Source organism: Sphingobacterium sp. UBA7631, assembly GCF_002483935.1.
GTDB classification, from domain to species: Bacteria; Bacteroidota; Bacteroidia; order Sphingobacteriales; family Sphingobacteriaceae; genus Sphingobacterium; species Sphingobacterium multivorum.
This window is the reverse complement of sequence record NZ_DLIX01000002.1, coordinates 443690-459758: the sequence shown is the minus strand read 5'-3', so window position 1 is coordinate 459758 and position 16069 is coordinate 443690. Positions and strand designations below refer to the sequence as shown.

At 43.4% G+C, this 16069-nt stretch carries 14 protein-coding genes; 4 read left to right on the top strand and 10 right to left on the bottom strand.

Annotated features, from left to right (window positions below; genetic code table 11):
• Nucleotides 1-17: 17 nt before the first annotated feature.
• The 9 genes from B3P16_RS02120 to B3P16_RS02080 form a co-directional block, all read right to left on the bottom strand.
• Complete coding sequence (locus B3P16_RS02120) at nucleotides 18-986, bottom strand: hypothetical protein (protein ID WP_286841144.1); 969 nt, start codon at nucleotides 984-986, stop codon at nucleotides 18-20.
• Between the two features lie 80 nt (nucleotides 987-1066).
• Nucleotides 1067-2209 (bottom strand): DUF4859 domain-containing protein, encoded by a 1143-nt coding sequence (locus tag B3P16_RS02115; RefSeq protein ID WP_286841143.1) that lies wholly within the window; start codon nucleotides 2207-2209, stop codon nucleotides 1067-1069.
• A gap of 19 nt (nucleotides 2210-2228) precedes the next feature.
• A complete protein-coding gene (locus B3P16_RS02110; RefSeq protein WP_286841141.1) occupies nucleotides 2229-3704 on the bottom strand; it encodes a RagB/SusD family nutrient uptake outer membrane protein in 1476 nt (491 codons plus the stop codon).
• 45 nt (nucleotides 3705-3749) lie between these two features.
• A complete protein-coding gene (locus B3P16_RS02105; protein WP_286841140.1) occupies nucleotides 3750-6917 on the bottom strand; it encodes a SusC/RagA family TonB-linked outer membrane protein in 3168 nt (1055 codons plus the stop codon).
• Between the two features lie 387 nt (nucleotides 6918-7304).
• Nucleotides 7305-8168: an AraC family transcriptional regulator gene (locus B3P16_RS02100; RefSeq protein ID WP_286727924.1), complete on the bottom strand. Its 864-nt coding sequence runs from the start codon at nucleotides 8166-8168 to the stop codon at nucleotides 7305-7307.
• Between the two features lie 140 nt (nucleotides 8169-8308).
• A complete protein-coding gene (locus tag B3P16_RS02095) occupies nucleotides 8309-8836 on the bottom strand; it encodes a hypothetical protein (protein ID WP_286841139.1) in 528 nt (175 codons plus the stop codon).
• Between the two features lie 36 nt (nucleotides 8837-8872).
• The gene (locus B3P16_RS02090) at nucleotides 8873-9415 is read right to left on the bottom strand and encodes a hypothetical protein (RefSeq protein WP_286841138.1); all 543 of its coding nucleotides are present in this window, start codon (nucleotides 9413-9415) and stop codon (nucleotides 8873-8875) included.
• A gap of 97 nt (nucleotides 9416-9512) precedes the next feature.
• The gene (locus B3P16_RS02085) at nucleotides 9513-9812 is read right to left on the bottom strand and encodes a hypothetical protein (protein WP_286841137.1); all 300 of its coding nucleotides are present in this window, start codon (nucleotides 9810-9812) and stop codon (nucleotides 9513-9515) included.
• Between the two features lie 19 nt (nucleotides 9813-9831).
• Nucleotides 9832-10887 carry a hypothetical protein gene (locus B3P16_RS02080; RefSeq protein ID WP_286841136.1) on the bottom strand — a complete coding sequence of 352 codons (1056 nt, stop codon included), beginning with the start codon at nucleotides 10885-10887 and terminating at the stop codon, nucleotides 9832-9834.
• Between the two features lie 365 nt (nucleotides 10888-11252).
• Here B3P16_RS02080 and B3P16_RS02075 point away from each other — a divergent pair, with 365 nt between their 5' ends.
• From B3P16_RS02075 to B3P16_RS02060, 4 genes are all read left to right on the top strand, one after another.
• Nucleotides 11253-11948: a hypothetical protein gene (locus B3P16_RS02075; protein ID WP_286841135.1), complete on the top strand. Its 696-nt coding sequence runs from the start codon at nucleotides 11253-11255 to the stop codon at nucleotides 11946-11948.
• Nucleotides 11912-13030 carry a hypothetical protein gene (locus B3P16_RS02070; RefSeq protein ID WP_286841134.1) on the top strand — a complete coding sequence of 373 codons (1119 nt, stop codon included), beginning with the start codon at nucleotides 11912-11914 and terminating at the stop codon, nucleotides 13028-13030. Before B3P16_RS02075 ends, B3P16_RS02070 begins: the two co-directional genes overlap by 37 nt.
• A gap of 267 nt (nucleotides 13031-13297) precedes the next feature.
• Nucleotides 13298-14158 carry a MauE/DoxX family redox-associated membrane protein gene (locus tag B3P16_RS02065; RefSeq protein ID WP_286841133.1) on the top strand — a complete coding sequence of 287 codons (861 nt, stop codon included), beginning with the start codon at nucleotides 13298-13300 and terminating at the stop codon, nucleotides 14156-14158.
• Entirely contained in the window at nucleotides 14152-14529 is a 378-nt protein-coding gene (locus B3P16_RS02060; RefSeq protein ID WP_286841132.1) for a hypothetical protein, read from the top strand. The genes B3P16_RS02065 and B3P16_RS02060 overlap by 7 nt, the downstream gene beginning before the upstream one ends.
• Before the next feature lie 146 nt (nucleotides 14530-14675).
• Here the strand turns inward: B3P16_RS02060 and B3P16_RS02055 are convergent, their stop codons facing one another.
• The gene (locus tag B3P16_RS02055; protein WP_286841131.1) at nucleotides 14676-16052 is read right to left on the bottom strand and encodes a RagB/SusD family nutrient uptake outer membrane protein; all 1377 of its coding nucleotides are present in this window, start codon (nucleotides 16050-16052) and stop codon (nucleotides 14676-14678) included.
• Nucleotides 16053-16069 lie beyond the last annotated feature (17 nt).

The following is a 16069-nucleotide window of genomic DNA, read 5'->3' as shown; positions in this document are numbered from 1 at the left end:
CGTTTAATAGGTAGAGATCAACTATGTGTAATGGTCAAAAAACGGAAGCGAACGGTATAGGTACCACTTCGGTAGAATTTGATGGTCGATACGGGGTTAAGATTACGTCCCAGCGTATTCGCCGTACCAACAATACGGTAATAAGAAATGGGATCACCCGACCAAAATTCTGTGCCTACATAAGTACCGTTCATGATGGGATACACCAGACCCGAAACATCTGGATAGCGATACACCAAGCCCGTATCGGTAACTTCCTCCGGATAGTAAGGCGACCAATTTTTGAATGTCGGCCGGTCCCCACGTTTGATGACCTCGCCTTTTTTAGGATTGAAGGGCTTGCCGTTTTTATCTTCCCATTGATATACAATTTTGTTTTCTCCTTCCGCCTGATGCTCTACGACGATCTCATAGTCTGTATACGGTAGAAAATTGGATTCGGCCCCGTAGTCCGAACTCGTGCATGATTTAAATAAAATATCTTCCTTCTTAGCACCGATGACATTAAAGTCCAGTATATTCTTAAATTTTTTCTGTCCGGCGACATTGCTCACCTCCACATCGATCGTGTACTGTCCCGGGGTCACAAATTGCGTCGCCTGTGTAAAACCCACGCGACCACCGGTCGCATTGAGCATCATCGGTGGATATTTAGCTTTGCCGATCTTGGCATTCAACAGATCCAGGGTGGTATCCCGCCAGGTGATCTCCGCCAGGTAGGTGGATATCTCATGCTCTTTTGAAAATTCTGTTGAGAGCTCGCCGGTTTCCTTATTTCTTACCGCAAGCAGATTCACGGTCAGCGGGGTTGTGCTTCCATTGGCAACAATGGCATCCGTGTACACCACTGCCCCCTGATTGACCTGCAGATTCTCCACATTATAGCGTATATTTTCACTTAAATAGCCTATTTGATCACTCTTGCAGGAATCCAATAGCCCGAGGGATAAACCTGCTAAGCCGATTATAAAACTTCGTTTTTTCATCTGTTTTATTTTTTCATGTGTGACGAAACCATCCGGTTGATTCAGCACTGCCGCGGAATCCATCCAGCTAGTTTCATAATTTATTTGATCTTAATGTTGAATACAAAAACAGCATTCAAATCACCCTTTGTTTTCGACTTGTACACGAGGGATTGTCGTACCGTATAGGTACTACCCACCGTTGTTTGCCCTGGATATTGCAGTATATTAAAGGTCATCGTTGAGGTTGCCAGCTCAGATACAATGCGTGCATCGGCACCCCACGAACAGGTCTGCCCTTTGGCATCGAACCAGTGTCCTGGTGCGTTCGCGGTACTGTTTGCATTTAAGTTACCATCAGGCTGCACGGCATAATAGGTGATGTCCTTGCCTACCAATGCGGATATTGCCCCACTCTCTACGCCATAAAAGCGTGCTAAACGCGGAAGCAAAACGTCTACTGTGGTGCCAGTATAACCGGCGGCATCGTATTTAATACTCAGGTCGTAGGTAAAGGTAAGCGTAGCACCAGTTTCCACGATTTTAGGCCCCGTGAGGATGCGCGGCACAAAATCGCCGATAAACGTATGTGTATTGGCCAACACATTCAGCATAGTTCCTGAAGCTGTTTTAATACCAGTAGTCTGACAATATACCCGCATATCGGCCTGATCATCTTCTTTGACCGTAACAATACCGTCGGGACTGATCTGATCGGCCTCGCCACGCACTTTGACGTAGTACAGATAATAAACAGGCTGCGAAGACCAGGCCGCTTTGGGCTGCTTTTGCTTATGATAGAAAAATCCACCCACATTGGCCGCATTACTAATCGTCGTATACGCTGTGCTGGCCGTTTCTAAATTGTAAGGGGCATCGTTGTAGATGTATGCCCTCACTGAATCTACAGGGATTTCGTTGAGAAACTGGTCAAAAGAATACTGTGCATTTTCATCCACATACTTCACCGAGTCTACCTTCTGTTTATAATAGCGGTTGACCGAATAATCCGAAGGCGCCCAAAAGGTTTTCGCCTTGTTGATTTCGTCTTTGAGTTTAAAATGGTCAATTACCAGCAGCAGGGTGTCAAACATCCCATTAGGATGAGCTGCCAGGTAGTCGTAAGTAGACAGATTGACTTCGGCTGTATGGAGGCCGTCATCCGTCAGATAAGCTGCTTTCTTGCAACCGATCACGGTCAGTCCAAAAGCCATCAGCAACGCAAATCGATATAAGGTTTTCATTTTTTTTAGGTTTAGTGGTTTACATATTGACAGTTCCCCAGTATGGTGTCTGATTCAGCATAGGATTGGCAGACAACAACGATGGATCAAATGGCCAAAAGTATTTCTTCGCATTAAATTGCGACTGGTTCATTTTGCCTTCCGGAAATTTATAGACGTTAAAGTGTTTATACAACCGCACGAGATCGTAATAGCGATGGCCTTCCAGAAAAAGCTCGCGCGCTCTTTCACTAAAGATGGCCTCAATGAGCGGTTCCTCGTTTGTGTAGGCAGGCAGTCCAGCTTGCGTGCGGATTTCATTTAAAATGGTTTCTGCGGAGCTATTTTTACCCGTTGCGGCCAATCCCTCTGCCATCAGCAGCTTAATATCAGAATAGCGAAAGATGATGATGTTATTTTTAAAAATCGCATTGGCATTTGACGCATTACTCGAAAACTTAACATTTGCATATTTCGTACACAGCGCATAGTTACCGTTATAAACCATATCAAACACACTTTTAAATCGTTTATCGTTACTGTCTTTAAAGAGCGTTTTAATGTAATCCTGACTGATTCTTAAAATTGGATCTGTTAAAGTCCGAAAATAAGGTCCGGCTAGCGAAAAGTATCCAATTCCCGAGTTTGTACCTTCGTTTTCCCCATTTTGGGAGATTTCAAAAATACCCTCGTTGGATTTTCCCTGATAAATACTGCGGTAGTTCAGACTGTCCCTTCCCACAAAGGAATACTCGCCGCTTTCCAGTACCGATTTGGCCGCCTCGATGCAGTCGGCATATTCGCCGCGCCAGGCACTCAGATGTGCCTGCAGGGCAAGTGCTGCTCCGATATTCGCACGCAAGGCAAAATCATTCTGGTCAATATTATTCCATTTCAATAAGGTCAGTGCTTTGGATAGATCTGCCTGGCTCTGATCCAACACATCGCTCTCTTTACTTGCTGGGAGATTTACAGCATCGATGGGCACCACAGATGCTGTGATAATTGGCACTGTTCCCCATACTCTCGCTATATAGAAATAGGCAAATGCACGCACAAAGTAAGCTTCGCCGATATAGTAATCCCTGGTCGATACATTGTCAAAGACATTTTCGTCCATCTTAGGTAGCCTCTGGATAACGCGGTTGGCCTGGTCTATGGCCTGATAGAAGACATCATAGCGCCGCAGCTGATACGCGGGCCGCCAAGTTTCCGAAGCTGCTACAGCCGTGTTGAGCTGCATATTGACAATCGGACTAAAGTCTGCGTTGGTCGAAGAAGTAATTTCGTCCGTTAGCAAATCGCCATAGGCATAGTAGGCCATACCGTTGGCTTGATTTAGGGCCTTGCGCAGCAGCGCATACATGGCGTTGGTTGCACTATTGGCATCTTCCTGCGTTTTCCAGAAGTTCTCGTCGGTTGCCGAACTGACAGGCTCAATGTCCAGAAACTTGGAGCAGCCTGAAGCGAGATACATGAAAGCACTCAGCATTAAAAACAATATTTTTCTTTTCATCTCTAAATAATTTTAAGCCACCGTTATCCGATGGAACTGACATGATTAAAAGGTAACATCCAAGCCTATTGTCCATTTCTTCGGGATCGGATATCCGTTACCCGTTGAATAACCATTGGCTTCCACTGCTTCAGGGTCCGGCACAGAAGACCAGGACTTAACAGCCACATTATCCACGACCCCATAAATGCGGAGCATTTTCAACTTAAGTTTCTTAATCATGGCCTGCGGGAATGTGTAGCTCAGCTGAATATTTTTCAGGCGTACAAAACTGGCATTTTCCACAAACGTGCTGTTGGCGATGTGCCAGTTGTCTACCGTATTGCGAAACAAAGTAGGGTATTTGGTCTGATCGCCGTCTTTCATCCAGAAGTCGCTCGGCTTAAAATCGCCTGCAATCGCCGAATTGGTTCCCCAGGTCGAATAAAGGGCAGATGAACCGGCGTCCTGTAATTTATCCGACAGGTAACCGTTCCACAAGGAGCGTCCAAAGACAAAACTTACGAGCGTGGATAAGCTAAAATTCTTGTAGGAGAACTGATTGATAAATCCGCCTACGAGGTCAGGATTTGGATTTCCCATATCAATTTTGTCGTTGTAATCGATCACATAATCCCCATTGACATCCCGTCGGCGCGGATCGCCAGCCTGATAAAGGACCGACCGATTAAAGTGCGCTATTCTTCTTCCGGTCAATGGATCGACAGGCACGTCAGCATTGGTCGCATATACGCCATCCACATCCCATACTTTGAATGGAAAAATAGGCTGGCCTACATTCAGGGCGCGTTGCATCCAGGGTGGTCCCACTTGTATTTCCTTTCCACCATCCGGCAGGCTGGTGACATAATTTTTATTATAAGCCATATTGAAATTGGTCGTCCACTGGAATGCCGACGAAGGAGCCATATTTCGGGAGATAATCGTCATTTCCACACCACTGTTTCTCACACTGATAAAATTATTGGAGACGGTGCTATATCCCGAAGTAGCGGGCATCGTCAGATCGTAAACCAACTCTTTGGAGTCGCGCACATAAAAATCGGCAGTTACCGTAACTCGGTCGTGCAGCAGGTTCATATCGAATCCGGCATTAAACTGCGGTGAGCGCTCCCATCGGATCGTCGGTGATGTTGCCGCCGCCGCATAATTAGGAGATACTGTCGGCTTACCGTTATACGAGAGTACCGAACCAGCAATACCATTTTCCAGCACCGATCCTGCATAAGATGCATCAAAAGTCAGTCCTGTATAGCGTGCGTAGTACGAACCCGGATCGCGCCCTGTAATACCATAGCTACCCCTTATTTTGAAAAAGGATATGGCATTTTTGGCTCCCTGGAAAAAAGGCTCTTCCGAAAGTACCCAGCCGGCAGATATGGACGGGAAAATACCCCAGCGGTTATCCTTGCTGTAACGCGACGAGGCATCCATCCGGTAACTTGCAGAAAGCAGGTATTTGTCCTTATAATCATAGCCAAAACGACCGAATACCGATACGCGTGAGCGCTCGCTGATGGAAGTCGTCGCATAGAGATCCGGCCCGGAAGGGATACCGCTTACGGTTTTCACATAAGTTCCATTGTCGTTATAGCCATACATATAGTTTTCATTGGACGTGTTCCGTTCAATACCAGTACCCAAAACGGCCGTAAAATTGTGGATGTTGCGGATGCTCTTAATGTAGTTAAAATAGGTTTCCCATTCCCAGCGCTTGTTTTGATTCACCCAATTTTGTGCATAGTTTCTATTACCTGTCAGCAGTTTGGGACGAAAAAGATCGCGCGTATTATTATTGACATTAAACGAAAACTGCGAGCGCAGGGTCAGGCCATTGATCAGAAATTTCTTGAGTGTCCCAGCGAAGTTTCCATTCAGGCTGAAGGAGTTATCGCGATCCATCAGACCGTCGTAGCGCCCGGTATAGATCTGCTCATCTACATCTGTAATCTGATAGAAAGAAGAAGGAAATCCCCAGGTACTAAAAGGATATTTGGTATCGTCACCCGAACCATGTTTCGCTTTAGTAAAACCTGCGAACAAGTTGGTCTCAAATTGGAAATTGTCCGTCGGGTTGGCCTGTAACATCAGGCGTGGGGTGAGGTTTTCATTTTCAAAGCCCATCATTACGCCCTGCTCATAATAACGCTGTGCCGAGAAACGGTATAAAAATTTCTCCATGGTGGCACCGATACTCACATTGATATTGTTGATATTGGCCGACTGCAGAAAAAGACCCTGCCAATCGGTATTGTTGTTAAAGGCCGGATTTAAACTATCTGTCAGCATGGGGCTAATGGACCCATTGTTGAACCAGTCATACGATCCACCCTGATAGAGCAAGTTCATTTTCAGCCTGCGCTCGGCGGCTCCCACGGTGATGGGCTTCATGGCCGGACGGCTGGAAACTCCATTGTATGCCGAGATCCGTATTTCGGGTTTCCCCTGCGCCGGACGTTTGGTTTTGATGATAATGACCCCATTGGCAGCACGGGCGCCATAAATGGCCGATGCCGAAGCGTCTTTCAGGATATCAACCGATTCGATGTCGTTGGGATTAATGGCCTGCAAAGGACTTGCATTACCGTAAGCCGACCGGATATCACTCACGTCGTAAATAATATTATCGATCACGTACAAGGGCGCCTGCAGTTGGTTGTCTGCTAGACCCAGGTTGCTCGTCCCGCGGATGTTGACAATGTTATTGGTACCGGGTTCACCCGATGTGCTCAACACGGTCAGACCGGCCACGCGTCCCTGCAGCATGGCATCGAAGGTTGCATAGGGCGTATTTTCAAAATCCTTCCCTTTTACGGTAGCAATAGCTCCTGTCGTCTTCCGGCGCTGCACATCCTGATAGCCCATTACGACCACCTCATCCAGCCCCGTTCCATCTTCCTTCATCGTAATCTGAAGTGTATTTTCGCCGGCACGCAGCTGTTTCTCCTGCCGTACATAACCGACGTAACTAAAAATCAGGGTTGGATTTGCCGATTTAAGCGGTAGGCTGAATTTTCCATCCGCATCTGTTTTGGTGGCATTGCGGATGCCTTTCTCTAAAATACTCAGATCAGACAAAGGTGTGCCTTTTTCGTCTTTAACAATCCCCGTGACCGTTCTCTGTTGTTGCGCATACAGCTGTTGACAGACCAACAGCAGCAACATAAAAATACCCGTTAAGCATTTTTTTGGAAGGTTTTCATGCATAGTCATAATTTCGTTAAGCAGGTGTTCATCTTAACATACCGTCGACCACACATCTACCCCTGGGATAAACGCGGTTCCTTTCTAAAAAAGGCGGCTACAGTATGTTAAAAAATTGATTAGTTGTTCTTTCTGTAACAAAATTAGTGCTTCGAAACAGCGGTTTTCGGTCAGATCTTACCCACTCGTTCTAACATTTTAACAAAAGAAAAAGAGGCCTATTGGCGAGGTGTAGGATTGCAGCACAGTGCATAAAACAGCAATTCCGTCTAACCATAGCATAAATATTCTTCCTGTTATGGTTAGACGGAATTGAATCAGCGCCGAAATCGCGCAGGAAATTGAGCGACCTTTGGCCAGATGGGATCAAAAGGCGTAAAGCGATTAAAAAGTCCGTTAATCGTATAGGTAATTCCGGTAGTTGCGGACGTATATCTTAGGAGATACCCCTAAGATATTCCGGAAAACACGGTTAAAATTAGTGATGCTATTAAAGCCAGCATCGTAGGCTATTAAAGAGATCGAATCGTGCCTTCCTAAACCCAATAATTTACAGGCTTCGCGGATACGCAGTTCATTCAAATAGGCGATGAATGTCTTTCCCGTACAGTTTTTAAAATAGCGGCAGAAGGCGTGCGGTGTCAGATTTGCTTTTTCAGCGATTTCATCCAAACTGATATTCTCTTTAAAATGCTCTTCCAAAAATTTACATAGCTTTTCAATACGGAAAGGTTTGGAGATTTCCCTTTTGGGCAATTGTACACCCGAAAGGGGCTCCAATTCAGTAAATACTTTGCTGAGTGATTTTAACAAATAAAAAAAATTGACAAGCTGATCCAGAAAGTCGGACTTTTGCAGTATTTCAATATAATAGCACACCTGCCCCTGAAGTTTCGGTGGAACCTTAAACCCCCGCTGGCATTTATGCACAAAATCAAGCAGGTTTCGAAGTTCGGGCATGGTAGCCATGGTAGACAGTGCTCCTTTCGCGCTAAAAAATAAGGAGACAGACCGCACACTTTCGCCTGCAATGAAACTTTTAAACACATGGGCCTGGTTTGTCCCCAATAGAAAAATGTCACCGGGTTGAAATTCATGCACATTATCGTCAAGGAGGAGCTGGCCAATGCCTTCTTTAATCCAGATTAATTGATATTCCTCATGACGATGCATATGCGGATAAAACTTATCCAGCACATCTTCTTGAATATAGATCGATTTATCCTGAGGAGCAGGAACTTTGAACTGAACTGGCTTCATAACAATTTAGATTTAAATAAATGTCAATATGACACTAAATATACCATAGCCAATTTAGTATTACAATGCTTAACTAAAAGAGGTTAAAATAAGGTGATATTAGGTTATAATTTGCACATGAAGGCAGACACTTCTAGCTGTTAGCCGGCCCCCAGCTCTTCAGCTAGCGATTGTAAGCCTTGATTAGCTTCTTCAAATCGTTTGAGTTCGACCGCATAAGATTCCGTAACCGTTTCGAGCAAGGCACTTCCCGCGGTAAAGTCAACATAGGCCATCACCGTATCACCACCCCACATCCAGTCAAAAATCAGGGCATAACCCTCCAAAACGTAGCCCTCCAGTTGTTTTAAGAGAGCCAGCATCGGCAATATTTCAAGATAGTTTTCACTGAAGTTGAGTACGGCGAATTTCCAGTGTTGCTTTTCCTCATCATAATACTCCTTCGCTCCATAAAATTGATCCTTGAGCAGATTATCGAAGACTTCACGAATGCGCGCCTGTGAATAACTTGGAATAATTTCCAACGTTGTTTTGCTGTACATCTGCCGGCTCTCCCACCACTGCGACCAATTATCATCTTTGTTCGGGGAAATCGGTTTAGAAGAAAAATACTCGTTTAATCTCGATTTTTCTATTTTAATACTTATGTAAAGGCTATCCAGTTCCATACGATTGTTCTAAGCTATTCTTAACTTTTTTAAACGTTACCAGCTCGACAGTTTGATCTTACCATCGCTATCAAAATCCGTATTGTCCGTCACTCTTTTGAGGTTCAGCTGCTTCAATGATAGGCCTTCTTTTAGGAGCAAATCGGCAGCTTTCATCCTAAATAAGGGATAAGATAATGGCTTTTCGCCCCATTCGAGCACAAAATGATAGCCATCTACAATCTTTTGCTGGTCGTCGGTTTTGATGATCAAGATATTGTGAAAGGTTTGCTCCGGCTTTGCAGGATCACTATCGGGCAAAATACCCCTTGCTTTATAGGTGGCGACAAATTTATAATAATGGTATTTGCCATTTATGGGATTGAATACCAATTCACGGCTGTTGTTTTCCTTGATCAATGCCGAAAAAGACTGCTCAAAATCATCCAGCAATTTATAATTAAAATCGGTATTGATCTTATTGGCGACCAATACATAAGTCTTCTCATCTTTAACGGCACTATTTCCCTTCGCTTGGTTTTGTGCAGCGGCCGAATAGCAAGTAAACCAACTTAACAATAGGACTATTAAATATCTCATCCTACTAATTTATTAAAATTCAAAGAATAATACCTTAGTTGGCCAACAATCATTTCATTTTTCGATTTCTAACTGACACAAGCGGAGAACTATTACACTACTCCAATAGATAGTTCCAGTCGCTTATCACGGACGAAATGTCCCAAGTTAAGGCCGTTTTCTTGTAACGCTCAAAATTGTTCTTTTTCCATTTGGTGATATGGTACCCTTCACAGAGCCTACAATAATAAGCTCTGCAGCAAGCCGGTTTTCCCATCCGGTGTTTGATGCGTTTACCATTGGTGACATTTTTGACACGCGAGCGTAATTTAAAACGGAACATCGCATATTGGGCTTCGATCCGGGATGGAAATGCCACCTTGCCTGTGGCCCGGCATTTCCAAGTGTTGCTTTTCATGCTTTCCATAATCAATCTATCAAAGGTTATTATTTAGTATATTCTCTTTTTCAATAGGTACCTGCAGCATGACCCAGTCTTTTATCCTACGGGAAATGGTCGACGAAACGACAAAACTGTCGATATCTCCAAACGATACATGCAAAATGATGCGAAGCCGCCCGCCCTTCATTTGATAGCAGGCCTTGATTATGTCCAATGGAATCGCGTGATGCCGGTCTATTTTCTGCACAAAGCCGTGGGTATCGCGCACAATTTCGTTCAGGCTACGCTGCTCGCAGCCTTTACTATCTTCCATATCTTCTTTTAGGTATAGCTTAACGATAGGCGTATTATTGGTCTTCTCAAATAGAAATATACCCAGCTCCGTGTACATAATCTTTTTTGTAAGGTACTTGTTGTTGATCACAAACTCCTCCTCTGCCGGATTTATCGATTTGAGCAGCGTCAGATCGATTTCCTCCACAGCATCTGTTTCCTTAACGGTCTCATCGGCCGATGCCGGATCTATAGTATCATACAAATCAAAAGATTGTGCGTCAATTTGCGCATCCGCATTGACTGCTACGTTGTTCTGCCTTTCTAAAGTCCGTTCCAGCTTGATGACGTACAATTCCCTTTTCTGATTAAAACTCCAATAAAAAAAAGTGGCATAGATCATGTTAAAAAGCAGGATACAGAGAAATATGACCAATAAAGGCAGCCATATCCATTCACTTTTTGGAGGAACGACAGGTTTGATAATTCCAAAGAGAAATACGGTCGGTAGTAGTACACAGAAAAAGAACTGCGTTCCGATACGATCACCCATATGCATTCGCCAGCTTTTCTTTTTATCCAACAGCTTGATCCCCCATCTTATATAAAAGAGTGTCAATGCAGCGATAACTACATTAAATAGATAGCTTATGATCAGCGGCTTGCTATCAAACCAGCCTGATAGCGCTGTTACCGCTCCAATATACCAACAGATGCCGCCAAAAAGAAACGAAGCGATCCACACCCAGATGAAATCTGGATAATGTACGTGCATCTCCGTATCTTTAGCATACTTGACCTGTTGGTTACTTTCCATAATGTACTGTTAATTTCAAAGATTAACCTTGAACTGATCGATAGATAAATGCAGGCGAGGCTAATGCTTTCCAAAAATCTCCTATTAAAAAAATTTCTGTATACTAAATTTAGCCATTAATTCTTTTAAACAGTACCATCAGATCGATAAACCACCCTTTTGTGTCCTGCCAAATACGCAGAAACACACCTTTTTAGCTTATAAACACGTTCTTTATTGTATAAAATGGATGCTTCGTTACAGAAAAAGGGAGTTCGATGCGAAAAACATGCGCTTATTGAAATAAAGATAATATTCAAACCAAATAGCATGCGTTATAGGTAATTTTAATTTGATATCAAATCATTGATTTAACAGCCCTGCGTATGAGACCTCCCATGCATCTTTTCAGACGGATCAGCCGCAATCACATCCTGATTTTTATCGCGATCGTGGTGACTGTATATGGATCCTTTTTAGCGTCGGCATTTTACCTAAAGGTTTATAGTATCGGTGTCCTAGTCCTGCTGATTCCTTTTTTGGAAATCCGTACCCACCATGTGGTGCTCCAGCTTTTTGCTCTATTTTTTATTTGTATTCAGATCTGCAGTATAGCAGTGTATGACCTCTTACCCTATGAACTGCTGCTCAGCTCGCAACCGCTGAAGCCAGCATTTAAACATGCCTTCCCTATCGCTCTTGGCAGCTGTGCGGTAGCCCATTTAATTTTCTTGAAACGTGCAAAACTGATTACGCTGTACGCCATCCAATTTCCACTGATGCTCCTAGCCTGTACCTGGTACATCCGGATGAACCTTATTATGAACAATTGCAAGCATGTTGATAGTCCCAAAGCGGTCTATATCCAGGCCGAAGTGGTACAGAAATGCCCAGTCTGCTGCGACATACATGAATTATTGGTGTCATTTACGTATGAAGATGAGAAATACCAATTTCCGGTCGAGGTACATCCAAAGACTTTTGAGCAGGCAAAAGAGGGCGGCAAGCTGAACATGACGCTGCATCCAGGTGTATATGGCTGGCCATGGTATCACAAAGAAATGAAAAGGAGGTACAAATGATCACAAGCTTATATCCCCTGATGCTTTTAATAGAGACCTTTGCCCATATCAGCCCTTCCAGCCGAACCAAACAACTGGAAGCAATCGCTTCTGCCTGTACCGAACATTTGAACGATGCCCTGGCCCTCCATCGGCAATATACCCATGCCGATCAGGCGATCCGTGGCATACAGCTCTACCATACGCAGTTACTTCGTCTGCATGAAGTGTTATACACCTGCTGCGATCTGTCCATTTCCGAGGAACTCAACACGCTTCATCGGGTGGAGGAACTACTGGAAAGTGTAGAATTTTTATTTAAGAAAGATATCAATCCCCTGACACCGCTACCGCAGCATCATGAAAAACGCATCAGGCAATATATAGATCTTCACCTCGAAGACAGCTTAGAGAGGTTAAGGCTTAAACAGATTCCCCAAGCTTATCTGGATGAAGTGCATTCCGCCATTGAAAGCCTTTTCCAGCGGGGCAAAATACCCTACCTGCAATATCATCATCAGCACTACCTTGTTCAGCTGATTGATGCGCTCAGGCAACTGGCCCAGGACGAGCGTCAGCATAAAAACTGGCCTTCCCGCTTTTTGATCTTGATGATCAATTTTAATTTTAACCATATCGGCTTTTTAAATCGCTGGAAGGAGTTCTACGAAGCTGACCCGGCCGCTACCGACAATCTATTGCGGTATCCGCAGCATTTCTCCGCCATCCCAGGCTTTGCCTATGATCCCAACCGCAGCACGCTGCTCATGCTGATGTGCCAATATATTGAAATGGAAACGGAAGATGATAAGTCTTCCAGCGCTGTTCCCTATCGGTTTATCCATAGCAATCTGAATGGAAAGGAGCTCAAACTCTGGCTACATTTATGTGTGAAGGCCAAAGTCATGCGATCGTCCGAGAAAAAGGAAGCAGCGGAAGAATTTTCAAAACTCGTGAAAACCAAGGAAGGCATACTGCTTTCGATACACAGCCTCACAAAGATGGACAGAGGCAGCGAATTTCCGGCTGCTGTCCACCTACGCAAAGTATTGAAGACGATGCTGAATGAATTGCACGAAAAGTTCCCCGAATTGAATGGATAAAAATCCATCCAAATTTTAAAAAGCAGGGGTATTCCCCCGTTACCCCTGCGCTAAAAGAACTGATCAGGTTTTAAATCCTGTTTAAAATCATTTCTGTAGGCTATTTTGCTGCGCCATGCCCATAGCAGTTATTTCGTCTCTAATTCCCCGCCCCCATTCATACAGCTATTTAGAACGGTATTCGCTGGCTCATATGACCCATCTACTACCCCTGCAGTCGGCTGAAATCCGATCTATCTTTGTTTTGAAGCGTACGAAAGGTAGAAGTTGACGCTGAAGCAGGCCGCTGTACCCGAGCAGGGCGCACAGGTATGGCGCCCTGTTTTTGAAACGAAAAAAACAGCGGAGAAAATAATAAGTAGCGCTGTACAAATAATTAAAGCTATGGAAGCGAACAAAACCAATACAACAATTTACAAAATCCTCCGGACGGCGATGATCCTCTTTTGGGTTTATGTAGGTATTGAAAAATTCTGGCAGCTCGGTGCATTTCATATTGCATTGCAGCAGCAACCGGTTATTAGCGCACTTGCTCCACTACTTTTCTGGTTGCTTCCGCTGCTGGAAATTAGCATCGGAGCTTTGTTGGGATTGCCTGCACGCCGCCTACAGCATTGGGGCTGGATAGCATCGACTATCATGATCACCTTATTTTCGATTTATATTGCCCTTGGCGTCCTTGATGTATATGACAAGAAACCTTGCATATGTACCAGCTTTCTCAGTAATATTTCCTGGACAGCGCATCTGATCTTTAACCTCGTTATTCTCGGTCTATCGCTAGCAGGATTAGTACTCAATCGTAATGTTTTGCTACACGAGCAAAGCAACTTAACCAACAAGACCGCTGTCGGCCTCTTTCTAACGGTTATTCTAGCGATAGAAATCCTAAGCTATAAAAACACAGCATTTAAACCAACACATGAAATCTGGTTTATGCCAGACAGTATGGATCATGCTCCAGTATATGACAGCGTCAGTAGGCCTATAGTAGGCAGCCTGGCATACAGATACGATCGGTACACAGAACCGTACCGACACTATTTATTTACCAATAGTATGCAGGCCAACAGCATGACTAATCAATTATTGGCTTGCAATACAGAAAGGAGGGTAGCATTATGCTAACCAAATTTTTAAACAATTATGGCTACATGATATTAGGCGGAGCCATGATTATCGGATTCTCAGCATTTAAAGGTGCTGAAGTTTATACAGGAAAAAGTTTGGCTCCTGTAACTGTTTATTTCAAGGGAAATCCGCTATTAAGCGGAGAGGTTTCAAACGAGTCGAATTGGACAACGACACCAAATGGTCAATCCTGTTCAGGCGACAATAAAGCCTGTTCTATGCAAGTGGAGACCTCAGACCTAAATTCGGCAGGGGAACTAGATCCCGGTCAAATTGAGTTAACAGAAATCTCTACTGGTGCGGGTTTTATCCCTGAACGAAGTGGTGGAGATAGTGAAACTGAAATTAACATTCACAACAGAAGCTAATTTTTCGTATTCGCCAAAGATTAGTTTGAAGATTTTCGTTTCCAATTAATCTATTGACTGTTCTTCAACAAGAGACCAGTTTCAAATAATGCTGGTCTCTCGTTTAAGGTATATAATTCAAAAAAAGACTATTATAAAAATTTTTCTTAAATAGGATTTTGAAGCATTCCAGTCGCCATAATCACATCTTCAGGCAATGGTAGTGCATATTTATTATCTCTCGGTTTGAGCATATATTCTTTCCCGTTCACGTTTCTTTTGAGCTGAATTCCCCGCCCCTCTTCGTTTAAACGTTTCAGGTCCATCCATCTCAAACCTCTAAAGAGCAGCTCTTTCCGTCTTTCCCCAAGAACAAAATCAAGTGCTTCTTCCTGAAGCTCAAAATGAGCTGGTATATAACTTCCTATTTTATAACGTCGGGATAATAGATAATCCATATCATCCAATCCTTCCCGAATGCTTCCTTTTCTTACAGCGCATTCCGCACGGATTAAAAACATTTCATCAACAGCAGGCCCACCAAATAAATTTGCACTACCCGCGTAACTGCCTTTAAACGAAACATAGCCATCTGCATTCATTTTAAAAAAGGCCTGCTTTCTTAGGTCATTATCATGATAAGACTGGTAAAGATTTGAATCAATATTAGCGTTATTAACTCCTATTTGTGCATTAATGGTCACAAGTTCAAAATATCCGAGTGTTTCTTTGTTAAATCTTGTAAAAGGATATGAAGCTAAGATTTTCACTTCAGCCGCGTTGTTATAATCCATCAGCTCTCTATTTACCGATAAAACCTTGTCCGAATAATAGTAAGCCGAATCGTATTTCGCCATCGAGTGGTAAGCTCTCGCCAATCCCGCATATGCTGTTATTTTTGATGGTCTCATGACGTGAATTGCTTTATCAGGCAATATGTCGGCGGCAGCTAAAAGATCATCCACTATAACACGATAAGTCTTTAAAACAGTTGCTCTTTCAGACTTTACATTAAAATCTGAGGTACTACGCAGCACAATACCCAAGTCCTTCGGAGATGTATCGTCTTGATATGCTTTACTATAAGTCCATACCAAACTAAGATACTGGCTGGCACGATAGTAAAGGGCACTGCCCTTTACATTATCCCAATCATTTTTATTTGCCACCGCTCTTTTAATTTCTTTAATTTTATCTAACACTAAATTGCAGTTATAGACAGTGATATAAGCTTTTGCCCAATCGTTATTAAAATTATAAACGGGATATTCCCAGGTATAAAATTTTCTGCCCACTTCATTTAGGCCATCAAATACCTTTTGCTTCAAAAAGTAATTGTCAGCCGAAACCTCACCTATGGAACAAAAATTAAAATTAATGTTTTGCGAGCCATCCAATATCTGCTGCAGATCTGTCAGATCCTCTGGTACTACCTGATTTTTGTTTGCTTGTATATCCAAATACTTGTTGCAGGATGTATGGAATGTTACGAATAATGCGAGATAGATCGTAAGAAAGCAAAAGTGTTTTTTCGTCTTTTTCATTTCAAGATTCATTTATG

What these genes read in the sequence shown, in the direction of transcription:
- B3P16_RS02120 (WP_286841144.1), bottom strand. Translation starts at nt 986, where the DNA reads ATGAAAAAACGAAGTTTTATAATCGGCTTAGCAGGTTTATCCCTCGGG.
- B3P16_RS02115 (WP_286841143.1), bottom strand. Translation starts at nt 2,209, where the DNA reads ATGAAAACCTTATATCGATTTGCGTTGCTGATGGCTTTTGGACTGACC.
- B3P16_RS02110 (WP_286841141.1), bottom strand. Translation starts at nt 3,704, where the DNA reads ATGAAAAGAAAAATATTGTTTTTAATGCTGAGTGCTTTCATGTATCTC.
- B3P16_RS02105 (WP_286841140.1), bottom strand. Translation starts at nt 6,917, where the DNA reads ATGACTATGCATGAAAACCTTCCAAAAAAATGCTTAACGGGTATTTTT.
- B3P16_RS02100 (WP_286727924.1), bottom strand. Translation starts at nt 8,168, where the DNA reads ATGAAGCCAGTTCAGTTCAAAGTTCCTGCTCCTCAGGATAAATCGATC.
- B3P16_RS02095 (WP_286841139.1), bottom strand. Translation starts at nt 8,836, where the DNA reads ATGGAACTGGATAGCCTTTACATAAGTATTAAAATAGAAAAATCGAGA.
- B3P16_RS02090 (WP_286841138.1), bottom strand. Translation starts at nt 9,415, where the DNA reads ATGAGATATTTAATAGTCCTATTGTTAAGTTGGTTTACTTGCTATTCG.
- B3P16_RS02085 (WP_286841137.1), bottom strand. Translation starts at nt 9,812, where the DNA reads ATGAAAAGCAACACTTGGAAATGCCGGGCCACAGGCAAGGTGGCATTT.
- B3P16_RS02080 (WP_286841136.1), bottom strand. Translation starts at nt 10,887, where the DNA reads ATGGAAAGTAACCAACAGGTCAAGTATGCTAAAGATACGGAGATGCAC.
- B3P16_RS02075 (WP_286841135.1), top strand. Translation starts at nt 11,253, where the DNA reads ATGAGACCTCCCATGCATCTTTTCAGACGGATCAGCCGCAATCACATC.
- B3P16_RS02070 (WP_286841134.1), top strand. Translation starts at nt 11,912, where the DNA reads ATGGTATCACAAAGAAATGAAAAGGAGGTACAAATGATCACAAGCTTA.
- B3P16_RS02060 (WP_286841132.1), top strand. Translation starts at nt 14,152, where the DNA reads ATGCTAACCAAATTTTTAAACAATTATGGCTACATGATATTAGGCGGA.
- B3P16_RS02055 (WP_286841131.1), bottom strand. Translation starts at nt 16,052, where the DNA reads ATGAAAAAGACGAAAAAACACTTTTGCTTTCTTACGATCTATCTCGCA.